This is a genomic window from Streptomyces noursei, from assembly GCF_016917755.1.
Classification (GTDB): Bacteria; Actinomycetota; Actinomycetes; order Streptomycetales; family Streptomycetaceae; genus Streptomyces; species Streptomyces yunnanensis.
Map to the genome: position 1 here is coordinate 7,078,595 of NZ_CP070326.1, position 19,282 is coordinate 7,097,876.

Annotated in this window: 15 protein-coding genes and 1 pseudogene; 11 read left to right on the forward strand and 5 right to left on the reverse strand. The window is 73.1% G+C overall.

The window, feature by feature from the left end; all coding sequences use genetic code 11:
* The first annotated feature begins 24 nt into the window (after nucleotides 1–24).
* The 6 genes from JNO44_RS30940 to trpC all read left to right on the forward strand — a co-directional run bounded on the left by JNO44_RS30940 (nucleotide 25) and on the right by trpC (nucleotide 6,951).
* Complete coding sequence (locus tag JNO44_RS30940; RefSeq protein ID WP_205366973.1) at nucleotides 25–1,575, forward strand: tryptophan halogenase family protein; 1,551 nt, start codon at nucleotides 25–27, stop codon at nucleotides 1,573–1,575.
* A 38-nt stretch (nucleotides 1,576–1,613) separates the two neighbouring features.
* A complete protein-coding gene (locus JNO44_RS30945) occupies nucleotides 1,614–2,870 on the forward strand; it encodes a cation:proton antiporter (protein WP_205366976.1) in 1,257 nt (418 codons plus the stop codon).
* Nucleotides 2,867–3,412: a flavin reductase family protein gene (locus JNO44_RS30950; RefSeq protein WP_235094579.1), complete on the forward strand. Its 546-nt coding sequence runs from the start codon at nucleotides 2,867–2,869 to the stop codon at nucleotides 3,410–3,412. Before JNO44_RS30945 ends, JNO44_RS30950 begins: the two co-directional genes overlap by 4 nt.
* A 53-nt stretch (nucleotides 3,413–3,465) precedes the next feature.
* Nucleotides 3,466–4,347 (forward strand): dimethylargininase, encoded by an 882-nt coding sequence (ddaH, locus tag JNO44_RS30955; protein ID WP_205366978.1) that lies wholly within the window; start codon nucleotides 3,466–3,468, stop codon nucleotides 4,345–4,347.
* Between the two features lie 91 nt (nucleotides 4,348–4,438).
* Nucleotides 4,439–6,136 carry a 2-isopropylmalate synthase gene (locus JNO44_RS30960; protein WP_240167722.1) on the forward strand — a complete coding sequence of 566 codons (1,698 nt, stop codon included), beginning with the start codon at nucleotides 4,439–4,441 and terminating at the stop codon, nucleotides 6,134–6,136.
* Nucleotides 6,136–6,951, forward strand: a complete 816-nt coding sequence (gene trpC / locus JNO44_RS30965) for an indole-3-glycerol phosphate synthase TrpC (RefSeq protein ID WP_205366986.1) — start codon at nucleotides 6,136–6,138, stop codon at nucleotides 6,949–6,951. Before JNO44_RS30960 ends, trpC begins: the two co-directional genes overlap by 1 nt.
* 47 nt (nucleotides 6,952–6,998) lie before the next feature.
* Here trpC and trpD read toward each other — a convergent pair whose 3' ends face one another.
* A complete protein-coding gene (trpD, locus tag JNO44_RS30970) occupies nucleotides 6,999–8,093 on the reverse strand; it encodes an anthranilate phosphoribosyltransferase (protein ID WP_205366988.1) in 1,095 nt (364 codons plus the stop codon).
* A gap of 122 nt (nucleotides 8,094–8,215) precedes the next feature.
* Here trpD and pdxR point away from each other — a divergent pair.
* Nucleotides 8,216–9,529: pseudogene (gene pdxR / locus JNO44_RS30975) on the forward strand (MocR-like pyridoxine biosynthesis transcription factor PdxR); the annotation flags it as partial.
* 11 nt (nucleotides 9,530–9,540) lie between these two features.
* Here the strand turns inward: pdxR and JNO44_RS43815 are convergent.
* Both JNO44_RS43815 and JNO44_RS30980 read right to left on the reverse strand, forming a co-directional pair.
* Nucleotides 9,541–10,194, reverse strand: coding sequence for an anthranilate synthase component II (locus JNO44_RS43815; protein ID WP_235094583.1), 654 nt, complete (start codon nucleotides 10,192–10,194; stop codon nucleotides 9,541–9,543).
* Nucleotides 10,194–11,690 (reverse strand): anthranilate synthase component I family protein, encoded by a 1,497-nt coding sequence (locus tag JNO44_RS30980; RefSeq protein ID WP_205366992.1) that lies wholly within the window; start codon nucleotides 11,688–11,690, stop codon nucleotides 10,194–10,196. Before JNO44_RS30980 ends, JNO44_RS43815 begins: the two co-directional genes overlap by 1 nt.
* Nucleotides 11,691–11,871: 181 nt before the next feature.
* Here JNO44_RS30980 and JNO44_RS30985 point away from each other — a divergent pair, with 181 nt between their 5' ends.
* On the forward strand, nucleotides 11,872–13,221 hold the full coding sequence (locus tag JNO44_RS30985; protein ID WP_205366994.1) for a class II 3-deoxy-7-phosphoheptulonate synthase: 1,350 nt from the start codon (nucleotides 11,872–11,874) through the stop codon (nucleotides 13,219–13,221).
* Between the two features lie 21 nt (nucleotides 13,222–13,242).
* Here the strand turns inward: JNO44_RS30985 and JNO44_RS30990 are convergent, their stop codons facing one another.
* Together JNO44_RS30990 and JNO44_RS30995 are read right to left on the reverse strand one after the other, a co-directional pair.
* Nucleotides 13,243–14,472, reverse strand: a complete 1,230-nt coding sequence (locus JNO44_RS30990; RefSeq protein ID WP_205366996.1) for an acyltransferase family protein — start codon at nucleotides 14,470–14,472, stop codon at nucleotides 13,243–13,245.
* Nucleotides 14,459–15,607: an alpha/beta hydrolase gene (locus JNO44_RS30995; protein ID WP_205370798.1), complete on the reverse strand. Its 1,149-nt coding sequence runs from the start codon at nucleotides 15,605–15,607 to the stop codon at nucleotides 14,459–14,461. The genes JNO44_RS30990 and JNO44_RS30995 overlap by 14 nt, the downstream gene beginning before the upstream one ends.
* Before the next feature lie 280 nt (nucleotides 15,608–15,887).
* On the opposite strand from JNO44_RS30995, the gene leuC reads away from it, so the two are divergent.
* From leuC to JNO44_RS31010, 3 genes are all read left to right on the forward strand, one after another.
* Nucleotides 15,888–17,381: a 3-isopropylmalate dehydratase large subunit gene (leuC, locus tag JNO44_RS31000; protein WP_205366997.1), complete on the forward strand. Its 1,494-nt coding sequence runs from the start codon at nucleotides 15,888–15,890 to the stop codon at nucleotides 17,379–17,381.
* Nucleotides 17,382–17,426: 45 nt separating this feature from the next.
* Nucleotides 17,427–18,116, forward strand: a complete 690-nt coding sequence (gene leuD / locus JNO44_RS31005; RefSeq protein ID WP_240167723.1) for a 3-isopropylmalate dehydratase small subunit — start codon at nucleotides 17,427–17,429, stop codon at nucleotides 18,114–18,116.
* Nucleotides 18,117–18,538: 422 nt separating this feature from the next.
* Nucleotides 18,539–19,261, forward strand: a complete 723-nt coding sequence (locus JNO44_RS31010; RefSeq protein WP_205366998.1) for an ArsR/SmtB family transcription factor — start codon at nucleotides 18,539–18,541, stop codon at nucleotides 19,259–19,261.
* The last annotated feature ends 21 nt before the right edge of the window (nucleotides 19,262–19,282 follow it).

Below are 19,282 nucleotides of genomic sequence, written 5' to 3' on the forward strand. Positions count from 1 at the left end.
ACCACCATCTCCGGAGGAATTTTCGTGCTTTCCAGCGTAGTTATTGTCGGCGGCGGTACATCGGGCTGGATGACGGCCTCGTATTTGCGGGCCGCGCTCGGTGAGAGCATCAATGTCACCGTCATCGAGTCCAAGCGGATCAAAACGATCGGCGTCGGCGAGGCCACGTTCTCCACCGTGCGGCACTTCTTCGACTACCTCGGCCTCTCGGAGAACGACTGGATGCCGAAGTGCAACGCCACCTACAAGCTCGGCATCCGCTTCGAGAACTGGCGCGCCAAGGGCCACTACTTCTACCACCCCTTCGAGCGGCTGCGGGTCGTCGACGGCTTCCCGCTCACCGAGTGGTGGCTGAACAAGAAGCCCAGCGACCGCTTCGACCAGGACGTCTTCCTGATGTCCGAGATCTGCGACACCATGCGCTCGCCGCGCTACCTGGACGGCACCCTCTTCGAGCAGGACTTCGTCGAGCGCGGCGGCTCCATGGACCTGCAGCGCTCCACCCTCGCCGAACAGGCCACCCAGTTCCCCTACGCCTACCAGTTCGACGCGTCGCTGCTCGCCGACTTCCTCACCGAGTACGCCACCGCGCGCGGCGCCCGGCACATCGAGGACGACGTGGTGGAGGTCGTCCGCGACGAGCGCGGCTGGATCAGCCACCTCAAGACCCGCGAACACGGCGAGCTGGCCGGCGACCTGTTCATCGACTGCACCGGCTTCGCCGGCCTGCTGCTCAACAAGACGCTGGGCGAACCGTTCGTCTCGTACCAGGACACGCTGCCCAACGACCGCGCGGTGGCGCTGCGCGTCCCGCACGACGCCGAGCACACCCGGCTGCGCCCGTGCACCACCGCCACCGCGCAGGAGGCCGGCTGGATCTGGACGATCCCGCTCTTCGAGCGCATCGGCACCGGCTACGTCTACGCCAGCGACTACACCACCCCCGAAGAGGCCGAGCGGACCCTGCGCGCCTTCGTCGGCCCGCAGGCCGCGGACGTCGAGGCCAATCACATCCGCATGCGGATCGGCCGCAGCCGGCAGTCCTGGGTCAACAACTGCGTGGCCATCGGCCTTTCCAGCGGATTCGTCGAGCCGCTGGAATCGACCGGCATCTTCTTCATCCAGCAGGGCATCGAGGAACTCGTCAAGCATTTCCCGGACGCGAAGTGGGACCCGAAGCTCCGGGATTCCTACAACCGCACCGTGGCCAATGCCATGGACGGCGTACGGGAATTCCTGGTGCTGCACTACCGGACCGCGGCCCGCAACGACAACGCCTATTGGCGGGACGCCAAGACCCGCGAGCTCCCCGACGGGCTGGCCGCCCGCCTGGAGGCGTGGCAGTCCAAGCTGCCCACCGAAGGGACGATCTTCCCGCACTACCACGGGTTCGAGCCCTACTCCTACCACGCGATGCTGCTCGGCCTCGGCGGCTTCGAGGCCAAGCCCGCGCCCGTCCTCGCGTACATGGACGACTCGCGCGCCGCGCAGGAGATCCAGCGGCTCAAGGACCAGGCCCGCGACATCGCCAAGCGGCTGCCCAGCCAGTACGAGTACCTCGCCCAGATGCACTGACCGTCGGGCCCCACCCCCAGCAGGACGAAGGAGAGACCGTGGACGCACTGACCCTCGCCCAACCGGTGCTGGTTCTGGGGGCGATCGTCCCCACCGCGCTGCTGGGCCGCTGGGCGGCCCGTCGCCTCGGCCAGCCCGAGGTGGTCGGCGAGATCTCGGTCTGCCTGCTGCTGGGAGTGCTGCTGGTCACGCGGTTCGGCTGGGGCGGTGCGCACTCCCCGGGCAAGGACGTGCTGGCGGAGCTGGGCCACCTCGGACTGGCGCTGTTCCTGGTGGGAGCCGCGCACGAGATCCGCGGCGGCGCGTCCCGGCTCAGCGGCCGGGCGCTCGCCTGGCTGACGGTCGGCTCCGCGCTGCTGCCGATGGCCGCCGGCGCACTGCTGGCCGTGTGGGTCCTGCGCTACGGCGGACCCCGGCTGCGTGGCGGGGCCGACACCCCGGCGCTGGTGCTGCTGTTGATCGTCTCGCTGGCCGTCACCGCCGTCCCGGTACTGGCCGGCATCCTCAAGGACCGGCGGATGCAGCACACCGAGACCGGGCGGCTGGCGATGGCCAGCGCGGTCACCATCGACGCGGTCACCTGGGTGCTGCTCGCGCTGTCCGTGGCGCTGGCCACCGGCGACGGCGGCGTCGGGAGGGCCGGCGCCGTCCTCGCCGGCGGCGCGCTCGGCGCCTTCGCGGTGCGCCGGCTGGCCGCCGCCGCCCCGGTGCGGACCGCGGCCGCCGCCCACCCCGCGGCGGTACTGGTCCTGGTCGCCGCGGCGGCCTTCGGCGCGGCCACCGCCACCGGCCAACTCGGCCTGACCGAGGTCTTCGGCGCGGCGCTGATGGGCCTGGCGCTGCCCGCCGACGGCGAGCACGGCCCGTTCACCCGGGCCGCCGACACCCTCGGCAGGGCCGGCCGGGTGGCCCTGCCGCTCCTCTTCACGATCACCGGCACCTCGCTCGCCGTCGGCCCGGACGCGGTGTTCTCCTGGCCGGCGGTGGCGCTGGGCACGGGGCTGGCCATCGCCGGGAAGCTGATCGGCAGCTACCTGGGCGCGCGGGCCGGCGCCCGGTCGCACCGCGAAGGGCTGCGCCTGGCCGCCCTGATGAACACCCGCGGCCTGACCGAGATCGTCGTCCTGCAGACCGGCTACAGCGCGGGCATCCTCACCTCCGGCCTCTATCTGGCGCTGATCATCATGGCGCTGATCACCACCGCACTCAGCGGCCCGCTCCTGTGGGTCGCCGACCGCCGCACCCGCCCCGTCCCCGTGGGCGCGGAGCCCACCCTTCTACCAGCCGAGCGGTGAGTACCTTGGACCTCGCAACGACACCTGCCGACGCGACCGCGACCCCCCGCGAAGCGACCGGCCCGGACCGGTTCCGGGCGCTGATGTCCGGCTTCCCCAGCGGCGTCGCGATCATCACCGCCGTGGACGAAGACCACCGCCCCTGGGGCATGACCTGCTCGGCGCTGTGCAGCGTCACGGTCGACCCGCCGACGCTGCTCGTCGGGATGCGGAGCCAGAGCCCCACCCTGGCGGCCGCCCTGCACACCGGCGCCTTCGCGGTCAACCTGCTGCACGCCAAGGGCCGGGAGACCGCCGAACTGTTCGCCTCCGGCGACCCGGACCGCTTCGCCGTCACCGCCTGGGACACGCCGGCCGGCGGCGCCGGCCCCCATCTGACCGAGGCGGCCCGGGCGGTCGCCGACTGCCGGATCACCGAGACCGTACGGGTCGGCGGCCAGCGCATGGTCTTCGGCGAGGTCTACGGGATCCGTGAACTGGCCGACACCGAGCCCCTGTTGTACGGCCTGCGGTCCTACCGCGCCTGGCCGTCCCCGGCCTGAGCCCCGCCGCACCGCCCGTCCGAGCCCCCCGCACCCACGTGAACTGGAGCATCATGAGCGAGCCCGCGTCCCGTGCCCACCGCCGTGCCCGTACCGCCCGGCCCCGGCGCTACCTGATGTGCCGCCCCACCCACTTCGAGGTCAGCTACGCCATCAACCCCTGGATGGACCCCGCCAAGCCCGTCGACGCCGAACTGGCCGTCGCCCAGTGGGAGCGGCTGCGCGCCCTGTACGGCGACCTCGGCCACCAGGTGGAACTCATAGACCCGATCCCGGGCCTGCCGGACATGGTCTACGCCGCCAACGGCGCCACCGTCATCGACGGCAAGGTCCTCGGCGCCCGCTTCCGCAACGCCCAGCGCACCGCCGAGGGCCCCGCCTACCTGGACTGGTTCCGCGCCGCCGGCCACCCGACGCTGCACGACCCGCAGCACATCAACGAGGGCGAGGGCGACTTCCTGGTCACCGGCAGCTGGATCCTGGCCGGCCGCGGCTTCCGCAGCGCCCCCGAAGGGCACGCCGAGGCCCAGGAGTTCTTCGGCCGTCCGGTCATCGGCCTGGAGCTGACCGACCCCCGCTACTACCACCTCGACACCGCGCTGGCCGTCCTCGACCACGACGAGGTCATGTACAACCCCGAGGCGTTCACGCCCGGCAGCCTCGCCGTGCTGCGGCGCCTGTTCCCCGACGCGGTCCTCGCCGACCCCGCCGACGCCGCCGTCTTCGGCCTCAACGCGGTCAGCGACGGCCGCCACGTGGTGCTGCCCGAAGCGGCCACCGGGCTCGCCGCGCAGCTTCGCGCGCGCGGCTTCGAACCCCTCGGCGTCGACCTGTCCGAACTGCTCAAGGGCGGCGGCAGCGTCAAGTGCTGCACCCTCGAACTGCGCGCGGCGACCGGCCCGGAGACCACCGCAAGACCGCACGAAAGAGCCTGACGGCTCGCCACCCACGGCGAACGGTGCCGCGCGGCAACCGCTCCGCGGCGCGGCACCCCGCCCTTCCGCACTGTCCTACGGGAGGACCCTCATGGAGGACAGCACCGTCCACGCACCGCACACCGCACCCCTCCTGCCGCACACCGGCGTGCAGCACCCCAGCCGCATGCCGACCGGCAAGTACCAGCCCTACCGGCCCCTCGGACTCCCCGACCGCACATGGCCGGACCGGGTGGCCCGGCAAGCTCCCCTGTGGTGCAGCGTCGACCTGCGCGACGGCAACCAGGCGCTGATCGAACCGATGGACGTCGAGCGCAAACGCCGGATGTTCGACCTCCTGGTGTCCATGGGCTTCAAGGAGATCGAGGTCGGCTACCCGACGGCCTCCAGGGACGACCACGCCTTCGTCCGCCACCTCATCGAGGACGACGCCATCCCCGAGGACGTCGTCATCCAGGTGATGTCCCCCATCCGCCAGGACTTCATCGAGCGGACGGTCCGCAGCCTGCGCGGCACCCGGCGCGCCTGCCTGCAGGTCTTCAACCCCACCTCCGAGGCGCAGCGGCGGCTGGTGCTGCGCGCCGACCGGCAGGCCACCCTCGCGCTCGCCCTCGACGGCGCCCGCCAGGCCCTGCGCCTGCAGGACTCCCTCCCCGGCACCGAGCTCTACCTCCAGTACGCCCCCGAGTCCTACACCCAGACCGAGCCCGACTACGCGCTGGAGATCTGCAACGCCGTACTGGACTTCTGGGCACCGCGCGCCGACCACACCCTGCGCATCAACCTCCCCGCCACCGTCGAGGTCTTCCCGCCCCAGGAGTTCGCCGACCGGATCGAGTACGTCAGCCGGCACCTCGCCCACCGCGACCGCACCCTGCTGTCCGTGCACCCGCACAATGACCGCGGCAGCGGCGTCGCGGCCGCCGAGATGGCCGTGCTGGCCGGCGCGCAGCGCGTCGAGGGCACCCTCTTCGGCAACGGGGAACGCACCGGCAACGTCTGCCTGATCACCCTCGCCATGAACCTCTTCTCGCAGGGCGTCGACCCGATGCTGGACCTCGGCGCCATCGACCGCATCCGGCGCATCGTCGAGGACTGCAACCAGATGCCGGTACCGGCCCGACACCCCTGGGCGGGCGACTTCGTCTACACCTCGTTCGCCGGCACCCACCAGGACGCCATCAGCAAGGGCCTGCTCGCCCGGCAGAAGGCCGGCGACCGCGGCGTGTGGGACGTGCCCTACCTCCCCGTCGACCCGCGCGACATCGGACGCGACTACCAGGCCCTGATCAGGATCAACACCCAGTCCGGCAAGGGCGGCATCGCCCACCTCCTGCGCAGCGCATACGGCCTCGAACTGCCCCGGCGCCTGCAGATCGACTTCTCCGCGGTGATGCAGCAGCGCTGCGAACGCACCGGGGGCGAGGCATCCGCCCCGCAGTTGTGGCTGACCTTCGAGGAGACCTACGCCCTGCCGCGCGCCGCGGACGCCCCCTCGCACCCGCCGGTCCCCCCGATCGCGGAACCGACCGGCGCCGCCGCCGACCGCTGGCGCGCCCCCGCTCAGGACCTGCTCGGCGCGCTGGGCGCGACCGGCCAGGTGCGTCACATACAGGTCGACCGGGTCTCCGGCCGCCTCAACGGCATCGTCGTCTACCTGGAGGCCGTGGTGGGCGACCGCGCCTTCTGGGCCGTCGGCCGGCACCCCGAGGAGAGCGAGGCGGTGCGCCGTGCGGTGCGCTCCGCGGCCCGGCGCGCTGCCCTGCCGCGCACCCCGGTGGCGCCGTGATGCCACCAAGAACACCCAGAACACCGACGGTGCTCGACCGGATCGTGACCGGAGTACGCGAGGACCTCGCCGTCCGCCGACGCACCGTGCCCGAGGCCGCGTTGCGGGACCGGGTGGCCGCGCTGCCGCCGGCCCGCGATGCGGTGGCGGCGCTGCGCCGGCCCACCGGCGTCCAGGTCGTCGCGGAGGTGAAGCGGGCCAGCCCCTCCAAGGGAGCGCTGGCCCCGATCGCCGATCCCGCCGCACTGGCCCGCGCGTACGAGGACGGGGGCGCCGCGGCCGTCAGCGTGCTCACCGAGGAGCGCCGCTTCCGCGGCTCGCTCGACGACCTCGACGCGGTCCGGGCCCGGATCACCCTCCCCGTGCTGCGCAAGGACTTCATCGTCACGCGCTACCAGCTGTGGGAGGCGCGGGCGCACGGCGCCGACCTGGCACTGCTGATCGTGGCCGCGCTGCCGCAGCCGGAGCTGGTCGCACTGATGGCGACCGCCGCCGAACTGGGCCTGACCGCCCTGGTGGAGGTGCACGACGAGGCGGAGACCGAGCGGGCGCTGGCCGCCGGGGCGAGGGTCGTCGGGGTCAACGCCCGGGACCTGCGGACCCTGGAGATCGACCGGTCCGTCTTCGGTCGGCTGGCGGCACTGCTCCCCGAGGACGTGGTCCGGATCGCCGAGTCGGGGATCCGGGGCCCGGCGGACGTCGCCGCGGTGGCGGCCCACGGTGCGGACGCCGTACTGGTGGGGGAGGCCCTGGTCACCGGCGCCGACGGCCCGCGGCGGACGCTGGCCGCGCTGCGCGCCGCGGGACGGCGCTGACGCGGCACGGCGCGGCGGCCCCCGGTGCGGCGCCGGGGGCCGCCGCCCTACCGCCGGCCCCCGGCCGCCAACTTGGCGGAGACCCGCACCCACCGCTGGAGCACCTCCTCCGCCGCCCCCGAGTCGATGGCCCGCGCGCCCCGCGCCATCCCGGCCGCCAGGCGCACCGCGAGCGGTTCGTCCGTCGGCGCGAGCGCCGCCAGCCCCGCGGCGGTGTTCAGCAGCACGGCGTCGCGCACCGGCCCCCGGGCACCCGCCACGAGGTCCCGCACCACCTCGGCGTTCCGCGCGGCATCCCCGCCCCGCAGCGCCTCCGGCGGGGCGTGACCGACGCCGACCTCCCGCGGATCGAACACCTCCTCGCGCACCGCCCCGTCCCGCACCGACCAGACCGTGGAGGTCGTGGTGACCGTCAGCTCGTCGAGCCCGTCATCACCGCGGAAGACCAGCGCGGACGCGCCGCGCCGGGCCAGCACCCCGGCCAGCAGAGGCGCCAGCCGGGCGTCCGCGACGCCCACCGCCTGCGCGGTGGGGCGCGCCGGATTGGTCAGCGGGCCCAGCGCGTTGAAGACCGTCGGGATGCCCAACTCCCGCCGCGGGGCGGCGGCGTGCCGCATCGAGGGATGGAACATCGGCGCGAAGGCGAAGGTGATGCCGACCTCCGTGGCCAGCGCCGCGACGTCCGCCGCGGGCAGGTCCAGCGCCACCCCCAGCCGCTCCAGCACATCGGCCGACCCGGAGGCGGACGACGCCGAGCGGTTGCCGTGCTTGACCACCCGCGCGCCGGCGCCCGCCGCGACGATCGCCGACATCGTGGAGATGTTGACGCTGTGCGACCGATCGCCGCCGGTGCCGACGATGTCCAGCGTCGGCCCGGGCACCGCCAGCGGCACCGCGTGCGCGTACATGGCCCGGACGAACCCCTCGACCTCGTCGACGGTCTCGCCCTTGGCCCGCAGCGCCACCACGAGACCCGCCAGCTGCGCGGGGGTCGCCCCGCCCCGCATCACCCGGTCCATCGCCCGGGCGGTGTCCTCGGCGGTGAGGTCCTCGCCCGCCAGCAGCGCCGTCAGGAGCGCGGCCCAGGACACCTCCCGGTCCGCCGCACATCGAGCCGTCGCATGCCGATCCGTATCGGTCACCGGTGGCCCCCTTTCCTCACGGCAATTCTGAGGTCCGCGGCAAACCGGCCGACAGACCAATTCACCGCAGCAATTCCGGTCCACTTTCCGCCCACCGTCGGGGAGAAGAAGGGGAAGAAGAAATGTCCTGGCACGCCCTCATCGACGTGTCCCGAAACTCCGCATTACCGCTCACGGCGCAGATCGAATCCACCCTGCGCCGCGACATCGCCGCCGGAGTGCTGCACCCCGGCACCCCGCTGCCCTCCAGCCGCCAACTCGCCGAGGACCTCGGCGTCTCGCGCAGCGTGGTGGTCGAGGCGTACGGCCGACTGATCGCCGAGGGCTACCTGGAGGCCGTCCGCGGCTCGGGCACCCGCGTCGCCCCGCACACGGCACCGCCCGCGCCGCCGACCCGGCCCACGCTGCTGGACGACGGCCTGGTCCCACCGGCCCGTTGGGACCTGCGCACCGGCACCGCCGGCCCGACCGGCTTCCCGCACCGCGAATGGCTCGCCTCCTACCAGCGCGCCCTGGGCGGCGCCGGCCCGCAGGACCTGGACTATCCGCCGCTGTCCGGCGTCGGCGCGCTGCGCGAGGAACTCGCCCAGTACCTCGGGCGGGCCCGCGGGGTGCTCACCACCCCCGGCCAGGTGATGGTGATGTCCGGCTTCGCCCAGGCGCTCGGCCTGCTGTGCTCCGTCCTGTCCGACCAGGGCGTCGACCGCATCGCCATGGAGGACCCCTGCCACCACCGGCAGCGGCAGTTCCTCCAGGAGGTGGGGCAGCGGCCGGTACCGGTCCCGGTGGACGCCGAGGGCATCGACGTCGACGCGCTGGCCCGCACCGGCGCACGGGCCGTCCTGGTCACCCCCGCCCACCAGTTCCCCACCGGCGCCACCCTCACCACCGCCCGCCGGGAGGCCCTGATCCGCTGGGCCCGGGACGTCGACGCCTGGGTGATCGAGGACGACTACGACGGCGACCTGTGGCTGGAGCGCGGCGCCCGCCCGCCCGCGCTCCAACGGCTGGCCCCCGAACGCGTCGTCTACGGCGGCACCGCCAGCAAATCCCTCGCCCCCGGCCTGCGCTTTGGCTGGCTGGCGGCCCCCGCCCGGCTGCTGGCCCCCCTGGAGCGGATGCGCTCCCACCGCGACCTGGGCTCCGACGTCTTCACCCAGCTCGCCTTCGCCGAGTTCCTGCGCTCGGGCCACTTCGACCGGCATCTGCGCCGCCGCCGCGCCGGCTACCGCATCCGCCGCGAGACCCTGGTCCAGTCCGTGCTCCGCCATCTGCCCGGCGCCCGGATCGAGGGCGCGGCGGCCGGACTGCACACCTATGTGCGGCTGCCGCCCCGCACCGACGAGGCCGCCCTCGTCGAGCGGGCGCTGCGCCGCTCGGTGCTGGTGCGCGGCGGACGCCTCTACCACGCCCGACCCGAACGGGCCGCGCCCGCCCTGGTGTTGGGCTACGCCACGGTGCCCGGCACCGGCATCGCGGAGGCGGTGCAGGCGCTGGGGGCGGCATACCGGGCGGGGGAGGGCCCGCCACCGGCGCCGGCACCGGCGAGGAAGTTCCCGAACAGCTGCATCCCGCCCTCCGTCATGATGCTCTCGGGATGAAACTGCACGCCCTCCACGGCCAGTTCGCGGTGGCGCAGCCCCATCACATAGCCGTCGTCCTCGGACGTCGCGGTCTCCACCAGCTCGTCCGGCAGCGGCCGGGAGACGATCAGCGAGTGATAGCGGGTGGCCACCGTGCCCGACCCCAGCCCCGCGAACACCCCGGCCCCGTCGTGCCGCACGGAACTGGTGCGCCCGTGCAGCAGATGCTCGGCCACCGTCACCCGCCCGCCGAAGGCCAGCGCGATCGCCTGATGCCCCAGACACACCCCCAGCACCGGCACCGCCCCCGCGAAACGCCGGACCAGCTCCACGTGCCCGGAGTCGGCCGGATGCCCCGGACCGGGCCCCAGCACCACCGCGTCCGGCCGCCCGGCCGCCAGCTCCTCCGGGTCGCGGGTCCGCGACCGCACCACCTCGGTGTCGGCCCCCAACGCCCGCAGATACTGGGCGATGATGTGCACGAAGCTGTCATACGCATCCACCAGCAGCACCCGCATCACGCCAGCTCCTTCCCGGTCAGCGCCCAATAGGCGGCGCCCATCTTCGCCAGGGTCTCCTGCCACTCCGCCTCGGGCGTCGACTCGGCCACGATGCCCGCCGAACTCTGCGTGGAGTAGGTGCCGGTGCGCCCGTCGTGCACCACGGTGCGGATACACAGCGCCAGCTCGCTCCAGCCCCGCACGTCGATCAGCCCGACCGCGCCCGCGTACATCCCGCGCGGCTCCCGCTCCAGCCCGTCGATGATCTCCATCGCGCGCAGCTTCGGCGCGCCGGTCATCGTCCCCGCCGGGAAGGTCGCGCACAGCGACCGCCAGACGTCGGCATCCGGCTCCAGTTCCCCGGTGACCGTCGAGACCATGTGGAAGACGTGCGAGTACGCCTCGACGACCATCAGGTCGTCCACCGCCAGCGAGCCCGGCCGGCACACCCGCCCGATGTCGTTGCGGCACAGATCGACCAGCATCACGTGCTCGGCCTGCTCCTTGGTGCTGGCCAGCATCTCCTTCACCCGCAGCTGGTTCTCCTCCTCCGAGGCCACCAGCCGCGTCGTGCCGGCGATCGGCCGCATCGCGATCGAGCCGCCCTCGGTACGGAAGAACAGCTCCGGACTGGCGCCGATCAGGGTGTCCCCGGCGCGCGGCGCCAGATACATGTACGGCGAGGGGTTGCGGTGCCGCAGCCGCCGGTACACCTCGACGGGCGTCAGATCCGTGGCGACGTCCACCCGGTGCCCGATCTGGATCTGGTAGATGTCCCCGACCTGGATGTGCTCCAGGCACCGCCGGGCCCAGCCGAGGAACGTCCCCCGGTCCACGCTGTCGCGCACGGAACGCGGCGCGGGCGCCTCGGGGCAGTCGGTGAGGTCCTCCGCCGGGCGCGCCAGGAGCGCCGCGACGTCCGGCGCCGCCGCATCCGGGAACGCCGCGGACCGGGCGCTCAGCAGCCGCACCCGGCCCTCCCGCCGGTCGTACCAGACGGTCTCCCGGTAGAGCGTGAACGTCATGTCGGGCCCGCCGACCGCACCGCTGCGCTCCGGCAAGGCGTCCATGTGCCAGGCCGCCTCGTACCCCAGGGCGGCCAGGAACCCGAACGCGTAGGAGTCGTCCGGCAGTTCCCCGGGGCCCTCGCCCGACACCGCGAACAGCGCCTGCGCCCGGCGCAACAACTCCCACACCTGCTCGGGACGCCGGAACCTCCCCCCGGCCATCCCCGCCGCCCGGGCCGCCGCGGCGAGGTGTGCGCGCAGCGGCGCCGCGCCCTCGATCTCCACCCGCCCGGCGAACACCCGCACCTCGGCCAGCCGGCCGTGCCCGACCACCGCCCAGCGGCGGCCCCGCTCCGGCCCCGAAAGGCTCTCGAAGAGAAAAACCTCGCCGCGACCTGATTCCCGTTCCAGGGCCGCATAAAGCCGCAACGGATCGTGCGGCGCCAGTTCCCGCACCGACACCCGCACGTCAATTGGCGGGGCGGCGGCTCCACTTCTGCATTCCATTTGGCAAGCCAAGCATTTCGCCAAGGACGGCGACCAGACCAATTGGGCGATGCCGCAGCAGTCCACTCCGAGGGCGCTTGACCGCGTTCCGCGGGACGGGTTGGAATCCTTTCGGCAGTGGCGCCCACCGCAGCGAATGCAGGCGCATTCCGTCGGTTCCCACCCCTAGCGAAGGCCCGCGATGACGACGCACCACACGCCCCCACCCACCACCCCCGACGCCTGGCGCGGCCGCCCGGCCGCCCAGCAACCCCACTGGCCCGACCAGGAGTTGCTGCGCGAGGTCACCGACGGGCTCTCCCGCGCCCCCGCACTGGTCTTCCCAGAGGAGTGCGACCGACTGCGCGCACGGATGGCCGCGGTCGCCCGCGGCGAGGCGTTCCTGCTCCAGGGCGGCGACTGTGCCGAGACCTTCGCCGCGGTCACCGCCGACGCCATCAACCGCACACTGCGCACCCTCCTCCAGATGGCCGTGGTGCTGACCTACGGGGCCGCCGTCCCTGTCGTCAAGGTCGGCCGGATCGCCGGCCAGTACGCCAAACCCCGCTCCCGGCCGACCGAGACCCAGGGCGACGCCACCCTCCCCGCCTACCGCGGCGACGCCGTCAACGGCCTGGCCTTCACGGCCGCCGACCGCCGCCCCGACCCCCGCCGACTGCGCCGGACGTACGAGGCGTCGGCCGCCACCCTCAACCTCGTCCGCGCCTTCGCCACCGGCGGCTACGCCGACCTCCACCAAGCCCACACCTGGAACCGCGGCTTCGTCTCCGACTCGCCCGCCGGCCGCCGCTACGAGGAGCTGACCGACGCGATCGAACGCTCGCTGCGCTTCATGGCGGCCTGCGGCGTCGCCCCCCGGGAACTACGCGCCGTCGAGTTCTTCGCCGGCCACGAGGGCCTCCTGCTCGACTACGAGGCCGCACTGACCCGCACGGACCCCCGCACCGGCCTCCCGTACGCCGGCAGCGGCCACCTCCTGTGGATCGGCGAGCGCACCCGCGACCTGGACGGCGCCCACGTCGCGTACTTCTCCCGCATCCGCAACCCCATCGCCGTCAAGCTCGGCCCGAACGCCACGGCCGACCAGGCCCTGGCCTACAGCGAGAAGCTCAACCCCACCGCCGAACCGGGCCGGTTGACCTTCGTCGTCCGGATGGGCGCCGCCGCGGTCCGCGACCGGCTGCCCACCCTCGTGGAGAAGGTCACCGCGCAGGCCGCCCCCGTCGCCTGGGTCTGCGACCCCATGCACGGCAACACCTTCGAGGCCCCCAGCGGCCACAAGACCCGCCGCTTCGACGACATCCTCAGCGAGGTCGAGGGCTTCTTCGCGGTGCACCGCGCCCTGGGTACCCACGCCGGCGGCCTCCACGTCGAACTCACCGGCGACGACGTCACCGAGTGCATCGGCGGCGGCGACGAGGTCCTGGTCGCCGACCTCCCCCGCCGCTACGAAACGGCCTGCGACCCCCGGCTCAACCACCGCCAGTCCCTCGAACTGGCCTTCCTGGTCGCCCAGATGCTCCGCGACTGACTCCTCGCACCGGCCGCGCGGTCACCACCCGGCGACCGTGTAGAGCGCGAACCCGGTGGCGAGCAGCGCGGCGGCGGCCCGCCGCCCCCTGGTCGCCCCGGTCCAGGGGGCCTCGAAGCGCCGCGCGTACCACCCGATCAGGAGCAGCGCCGCCGCGAAGACGGGCAACCACGCCAGCCGGGCCACGAGCCACGGCAGACCGACGGGCGCCGTGGTCAGCCCCGGCACCGCGCCGAAGAAGGAGCCCGGCACGGCCGCGGCGAGCATCGCCGTCTGGTGCCAGCAGAAGACCGTCATCGCCGAGAGGTTGATCACGACGACCGGCGCCCACAGGGCCGGGCGGCGCAGCAGCCGGCCGAGGCGGTCGCGCAGCAGCACGGCGGCACCGGACTGGGCGGCGGCCAGCGCCAGGACGAGGAGGGACGGCGGATGGGAGTTGGTGCGGTCCCGACCGGGGACGCCGACCATGCTCGCGGGGTAGTGGAAGACGAGGAGCAGCAGCGCGAACAGCGCGGCGCCACCGGCCAGCAGCACCCACCCGGCCCGTTTCCCCAGCCGCTTCTCGCCCCAGCTCACGCCGAGTTGATAGGCGAACAGCCAGCCGGGGAGGAGGTTGAGCAGGCCCAGCCAACCGGGCATCGCCGCCGCGAACGGCCCGTAGCGCAGCAGATCGACCACGGCGACACAGCCGAGCAGCGGCGCCGCCGCCCAGCCGCCCAGCCGCCGCGCGGCCCGCGCGCAGTACGGGGTCAGCGCCGTCACTCCCGCATAGACGCCGACGAACCACAGCGGCTGGACGACCAGCGTCGCCCCGGTGCGCAGCGTGGCGGCCGGCACCCCCAGCACGGACAGCAGCGGCAACAGCGCGGCCCATACCGCCGTCACCCCGAGCACCGGACGGCCCAGTCGGGCCAGCCGCCCGCGCAGCCACCGGGCCGTGGACGTGCCGCGCGCGGCGGCCCGCCGGTACGAGAGCACCGACGCATGGCCGCCGACCAGGAAGAAGACCCCGAGCATCTGCAGCACCCAGCTCAGCGGCGCGAGGAAACCGAGGACGGTCAGCGGGCTGGCGTTGTGCAGGGCCCCGTCCGCGTCGCGGGTGAAGCCGCCGAGCAGCCAGTGGCCGGTCGGTACGGACAGCAGGGCGAGGGCCCGCAGGCCGTCCAGGGCGCGGTCCCGGCCGGCCGGCGTGCGGGCGTCCACCGCCGCGACCGCACGGCGCACCGGGGCCAGGAGATCAACCGAGGTCATGGCGGCACTCCTGCCGATCGGCGGCGCAGCGGACGGCGCGGTACGCACCGAGGGTGATGTCGGCGAAGTTGGCCAGGGAATCGGTGCCGGGGGCGAAATAGCCGGTGTGGCCCCGGGCGCGGTCGGCGGAGACGCGGCGGGCACCGTAGGCGGGATCGGTGGGGTCCGGGCCGTGGCCCAGATCCAGCAGGCGGGTGTGCGGGGCGTCGCCGATCCAGTCGGTGGCGTCCCGGGCCGCCCATACGCGGGCGGTGCTGCGCAGACCGGCGGCGGTGTCCGCGCGGGTGCCGGGGCTGCCGAGGAAGACCAGGTCGGCGACGGCGCCCGGGGCCGTGGCCGGTGCCGCCACCCCGCACACGACCGAGCCGTAGCTGTGGCAGAACACGCTGGGCGCCGGTCGGCCGAGGGCCTGCAGACCGGCCAGGAGGCGGTTCAGCCGGGGCGCGCCGGCCTCGGCCAGACGGCCGGTGGCGGCATCCGGGCCCAGGCCGACCGGGGTCGTGTACCCCGCCCAGGCGATCACCGCCGTCGGCGTGCCAGGGGTGTTTTCGGCCATCTTGGCGCGCAACGCCCGCGCCATACCGGACGGCGTGCCGTACGGATCCTCGGCCCGCTCGAACGACCCGAGATCGATATCGGAACCGGGCACGACGACGGCCGTCCGCCGCGCCGCCGCCAAATCACCGTAGACCTCGGCGAGTTGGCCGCGCCCGCGCGGATCGAAGGCGAGAATCCGCCGCCCGGGCCGGAGGAACGCGGCGTACCGCGCGGCGCTCCGCCCGTCCCCCCGCCTTTCCGCTTTCTCCTCCTCGGCCCTTATCGCCAGGGAATTGGCCCGATAGCGCAGGGAAAGCGGAGCCCCGTCGAGATTTCCCACGACGAGCGGGTGGCGCGCCGCCAACTCCTCCCGCTGCACACCGTCCAGCCGCACGAAGAAAGCCGTCACCTCCCGCGGTGCGGCGCCCGCCGGATCGGGCAGCGCCCGGCCCAGGGAATGGTCCGCGCGCCAGGCGGCGCTGCCCGGCGGCGGGCCCGTGACGGCCTGCTGCGCACTGCCCGCCACCCAGCCGCCGGTACCCACGACGGAGAGGAGAACCAGCCCGATCACACCTGTCAGCCGCCTCTTGCCGAGCATGTCGGTCACGTCCCCTCTCCGCCCGGACGCGCACGGCCCGGCCGACCTTCATGCTGGCCGTGAGGAGCCGGGAACACAGTGACGTCAGCAGGCCAACCACCGTGAGGTCAGCTGTACTTGGCGCACTGGGGGCTACCCCCACCCCGGGTGGGGCCACCTGGAACATTCGGCCTCGGCTTAATGCCCTGGCCGGTGTCGGGGCCCGATGAAAGCCTTCGGGAAATGCGTCTGCCGTTCGCCCACCGGCCGAACGGTCCGGAAGCTGGGCCGGGGGAATCCGATGAGCATCCCGAGAACGACCGCCGAACGATCCGGCACCACCACCCCGGGGAAGAGCGCCGCACCGGAAGTGCCCGCCGCACCGGAAGCCGCAGCCGAACCGAGAACGCTCGCCGAGAAACTGTGGGAAAGCCATGTCGTCCACCGGGCGCCGGGCGAGCCCGATCTGCTCTACGTCGATCTGCACCTCACGCACGAGGCCACCTCCCCCCAGGCGTTCGACGGGCTCCGCCTCGCCGGACGCGGTGTGCGCCGCCCCGAGCTGACCCTCGCGCTGGAGGACCACAACGTCCCGACCGACACCCACGAGGTCCACGACCCCGTCAGCCGCACCCAGCTCGACACCCTGCGCGCCAACTGCGCGGCCCACGGCGTCGAGCTCTACCCGATGGGCCACCACCGCCAGGGCATCGTCCACGTCGTCGGACCCCAACTGGGCCTGGTCCAACCGGGGATGACGGTGGTCTGCGGCGACAGCCACACCTCCACCCACGGCGCCTTCGGCGCCCTCGCCTTCGGCATCGGCACCAGCGACGTCGAGCACGTGCTGGCCACCCAGTGCCTGGCGATCGACCGCCCCCGCACCATGGCCGTCGAGTTCACCGGAACGCTGCCGCCGGAGGTCGGGGCCAAGGACCTGATCCTCGCGCTGATCGCCCGGATCGGCACCAACGGCGGCCGCGGCCACATGATCGAATACCGGGGCGAGATCGTCCGCGGGTTGTCCATGGAGGCCCGGATGACGCTGTGCAACATGACCATCGAGGCCGGCGCCCGCGCGGGCCTGATCGCCCCCGACCGAACCACCTTCGCCTACCTGGCGGGGCGCCCCCACGCCCCCGAGGGCGCCCGGCGGGACGCCGCGCTGGCCCATTGGCGCACCCTGCACACCGACCCCGGCGCCACCTTCGACCGCACGGTCACCGTGGATGTCTCCGCCCTCACCCCGCTGGTCACCTGGGGCACCAACCCCGGCCAGGTCGCCCCGGTGGCGGGCGTCGTCCCGGACCCCGAGGAACTGGCCGACCCCCAGGCCCGTCAGGCCGCCCACCGCGCCCTGCACTACATGGACCTCACCCCCGGCACCGCCCTGCGCGAACTGGCCATCGACGTGGTCTTCCTCGGCTCCTGCACCAACGGCCGGATCGAGGACCTGCGGGCCGCCGCCGGCGTGCTGCGGGGCCGCCGGGTCGCCGACGGCACCCGACTGATCGTGGTCCCGGGTTCCGCGCAGGTGCGCGCCCAGGCCGAGCGGGAGGGCCTGGACGAGGTGATCACCGCCGCCGGCGGCGAATGGCGGCTGCCCGGTTGCTCGATGTGCCTGGGCATGAACGCCGACCGGCTGCACGGCGCCCAGCGCTGCGCTTCCACCTCGAACCGCAACTACGAGGGCCGCCAGGGCGGGCAGGCCCGCACCCACCTCGTCTCGCCGTCCGTGGCCGCCGCGACCGCCGTGGTCGGCCGTCTCGCCGTGCCGGCCGACCTGGTCCCGTAGCGCCCCGAGGACCGGCCCCCGTAGGACGAAACGAACGGAGTCCCGTTGACCGCCTCGCCCCCCTCTTCGCATCCGATGCCGGAACGGACGCCGGAGCCGTCCCCGGAAAACCACCCGCCAGCCGGCCCGACGCCTTTCCAGGTCTACACCGCGCGGGCGGTCGCCCTGCGCCGCGACAATATCGACACCGATCAGATCGTGCCCGCCGAATTCTGCAAGAGGGTAACGAAAAGCGGTTATGCGGACGCGCTGTTCGCCCGTTGGCGAAAGGAACCCGACTTCATTGTGGACCGCCCCGAGCACCGGGGCGCCGGAGTGCTGCTTGCGGGCCGCAACTTCGGAATCGGCAGCTCCCGGGAACACGCCGTATGGGCGCTGAAAGACGGCGGGTTCCGGGTCGTGATCGCCACCGGTTTCGGTGACATCTTCCAGCGCAACGCGATGAACAACGGATTGCTGCCGGTGGACCAACCGCTGTCGGTCGTGGAACTCCTGATGGCCGAGGTGGAGCGGGACCCGGAGCGGGAAATCACCGTCGACCTGGTGAATTGCCGGCTGACGACGGGACGTCACCAGGGGGCGGACGGCTGGGACTTCGCCGTGAACGAACGGGCCCGGCAACTCCTCCTCAAGGGCCAGGATGCCATTTCGGCCACTCTGCAGCGCGACGCCTCGATCGCGCGGTATGAGGCGGGCCGCCCCGACTGGCTGCCCACGTTGCGCCCGACTGACTGACACCACCGTCAAGGTGCAGTCAGCTGAACCCTCATGGTTGTGCCAACTGTCGGATACCCCAAGGCCACACGGGTTTCTGAGAGTTGTCGAATGCCAACCGGATTGGCTCGTGATAGCGTCGAATGGACTTGCGAGTTGGACGGTGGTGGAGCGGCTAGTCGCCGGTGAAACCAAGACCGGGTCGACGATGCGCACGGATCCTGCGGGGGAGTATGCGTCGCATATACTTTACGTCAGAAAGCTTGTCAAGGGCCAGAGTTTCACCCGAGGTCAGCCAGTTACGGGAGGCTCTCTTCGCGCTGGAAATGCTCAGCGTGGGCGGGGGCGGTCCCGTTTTCAAGCCATGGCGCAAGCGGATAGGAAGTACGGCGAATATCCGCGCACTGGTGAAACTTGCACAGGTGATACGGCCGTTACCGGATATGGATCAGGTCCTGCGGCGCGACGGCAAAGAGTCGCGGACCGGCGCCGACCACGCCGATCGACCCGTTCGGCCACAAGTCGTCCGCGATCTGGAGGAGTTCCACGCCCATGCGGTCGCGCCCTACTGGGCCGCGATCGCCCGGGCACTGCACGCCGACCGCACCGCCCGTGGCCAGATCATGCTCAGCGACGGCGTCGGCAAACTGCTCAGCACCCTCCACCCGGCCATTCGCTGGACGCCGCCGGTCCTGGAAATACCGGGCACCGGCGACGACGTGAAGCTGGAGTCGGACGGGCTGGTCCTGGCCCCCTCCCTCTTCCTGGCCGGCCGCCCGCCCACGCTCCTGGGCGACGGCGACGACGCCTGCCAGGTGACCCTGGTCTACCCCACTCCCGCGCACAGCGACTGGGCGGAGACCCTCTGGGAACCCAAGGAGTGCACCGACCACGCCCTGCATGCCCTGGTGGGCCGCACCCGGGCGGCCGTCCTCGAAAGCCTGACCCGCAGCCGTACGACCACCGAGGTCGGCGAGAGCGTCGGGATCTCCTCCGCCGCGGCCAGCCAGCACACCTCGGTCCTGCGCGCGGCCGGCCTGATCACCACCGTGCGCACCTTCAACAAGGTCCAGCACACCCTCACCCCCCTCGGCGGCGCACTCCTCCACGGGGACCTGAGCGGCCGGCCCGCCGCACGACGGTCGGCCGGCTCCCCGCAACGATGAACCCTCCGTAGGGCGCACGCC

What these genes read in the sequence shown, in the direction of transcription:
- leuC (WP_205366997.1), top strand. Translation starts at nt 15,888, where the DNA reads ATGAGCATCCCGAGAACGACCGCCGAACGATCCGGCACCACCACCCCG.
- ddaH (WP_205366978.1), top strand. Translation starts at nt 3,466, where the DNA reads ATGAGCGAGCCCGCGTCCCGTGCCCACCGCCGTGCCCGTACCGCCCGG.
- JNO44_RS31010 (WP_205366998.1), top strand. Translation starts at nt 18,539, where the DNA reads ATGGATCAGGTCCTGCGGCGCGACGGCAAAGAGTCGCGGACCGGCGCC.
- JNO44_RS30995 (WP_205370798.1), bottom strand. Translation starts at nt 15,607, where the DNA reads ATGCTCGGCAAGAGGCGGCTGACAGGTGTGATCGGGCTGGTTCTCCTC.
- JNO44_RS43815 (WP_235094583.1), bottom strand. Translation starts at nt 10,194, where the DNA reads ATGCGGGTGCTGCTGGTGGATGCGTATGACAGCTTCGTGCACATCATC.
- JNO44_RS30960 (WP_240167722.1), top strand. Translation starts at nt 4,439, where the DNA reads ATGGAGGACAGCACCGTCCACGCACCGCACACCGCACCCCTCCTGCCG.
- JNO44_RS30990 (WP_205366996.1), bottom strand. Translation starts at nt 14,472, where the DNA reads ATGACCTCGGTTGATCTCCTGGCCCCGGTGCGCCGTGCGGTCGCGGCG.
- JNO44_RS30980 (WP_205366992.1), bottom strand. Translation starts at nt 11,690, where the DNA reads ATGGAATGCAGAAGTGGAGCCGCCGCCCCGCCAATTGACGTGCGGGTG.
- JNO44_RS30985 (WP_205366994.1), top strand. Translation starts at nt 11,872, where the DNA reads ATGACGACGCACCACACGCCCCCACCCACCACCCCCGACGCCTGGCGC.
- trpC (WP_205366986.1), top strand. Translation starts at nt 6,136, where the DNA reads ATGCCACCAAGAACACCCAGAACACCGACGGTGCTCGACCGGATCGTG.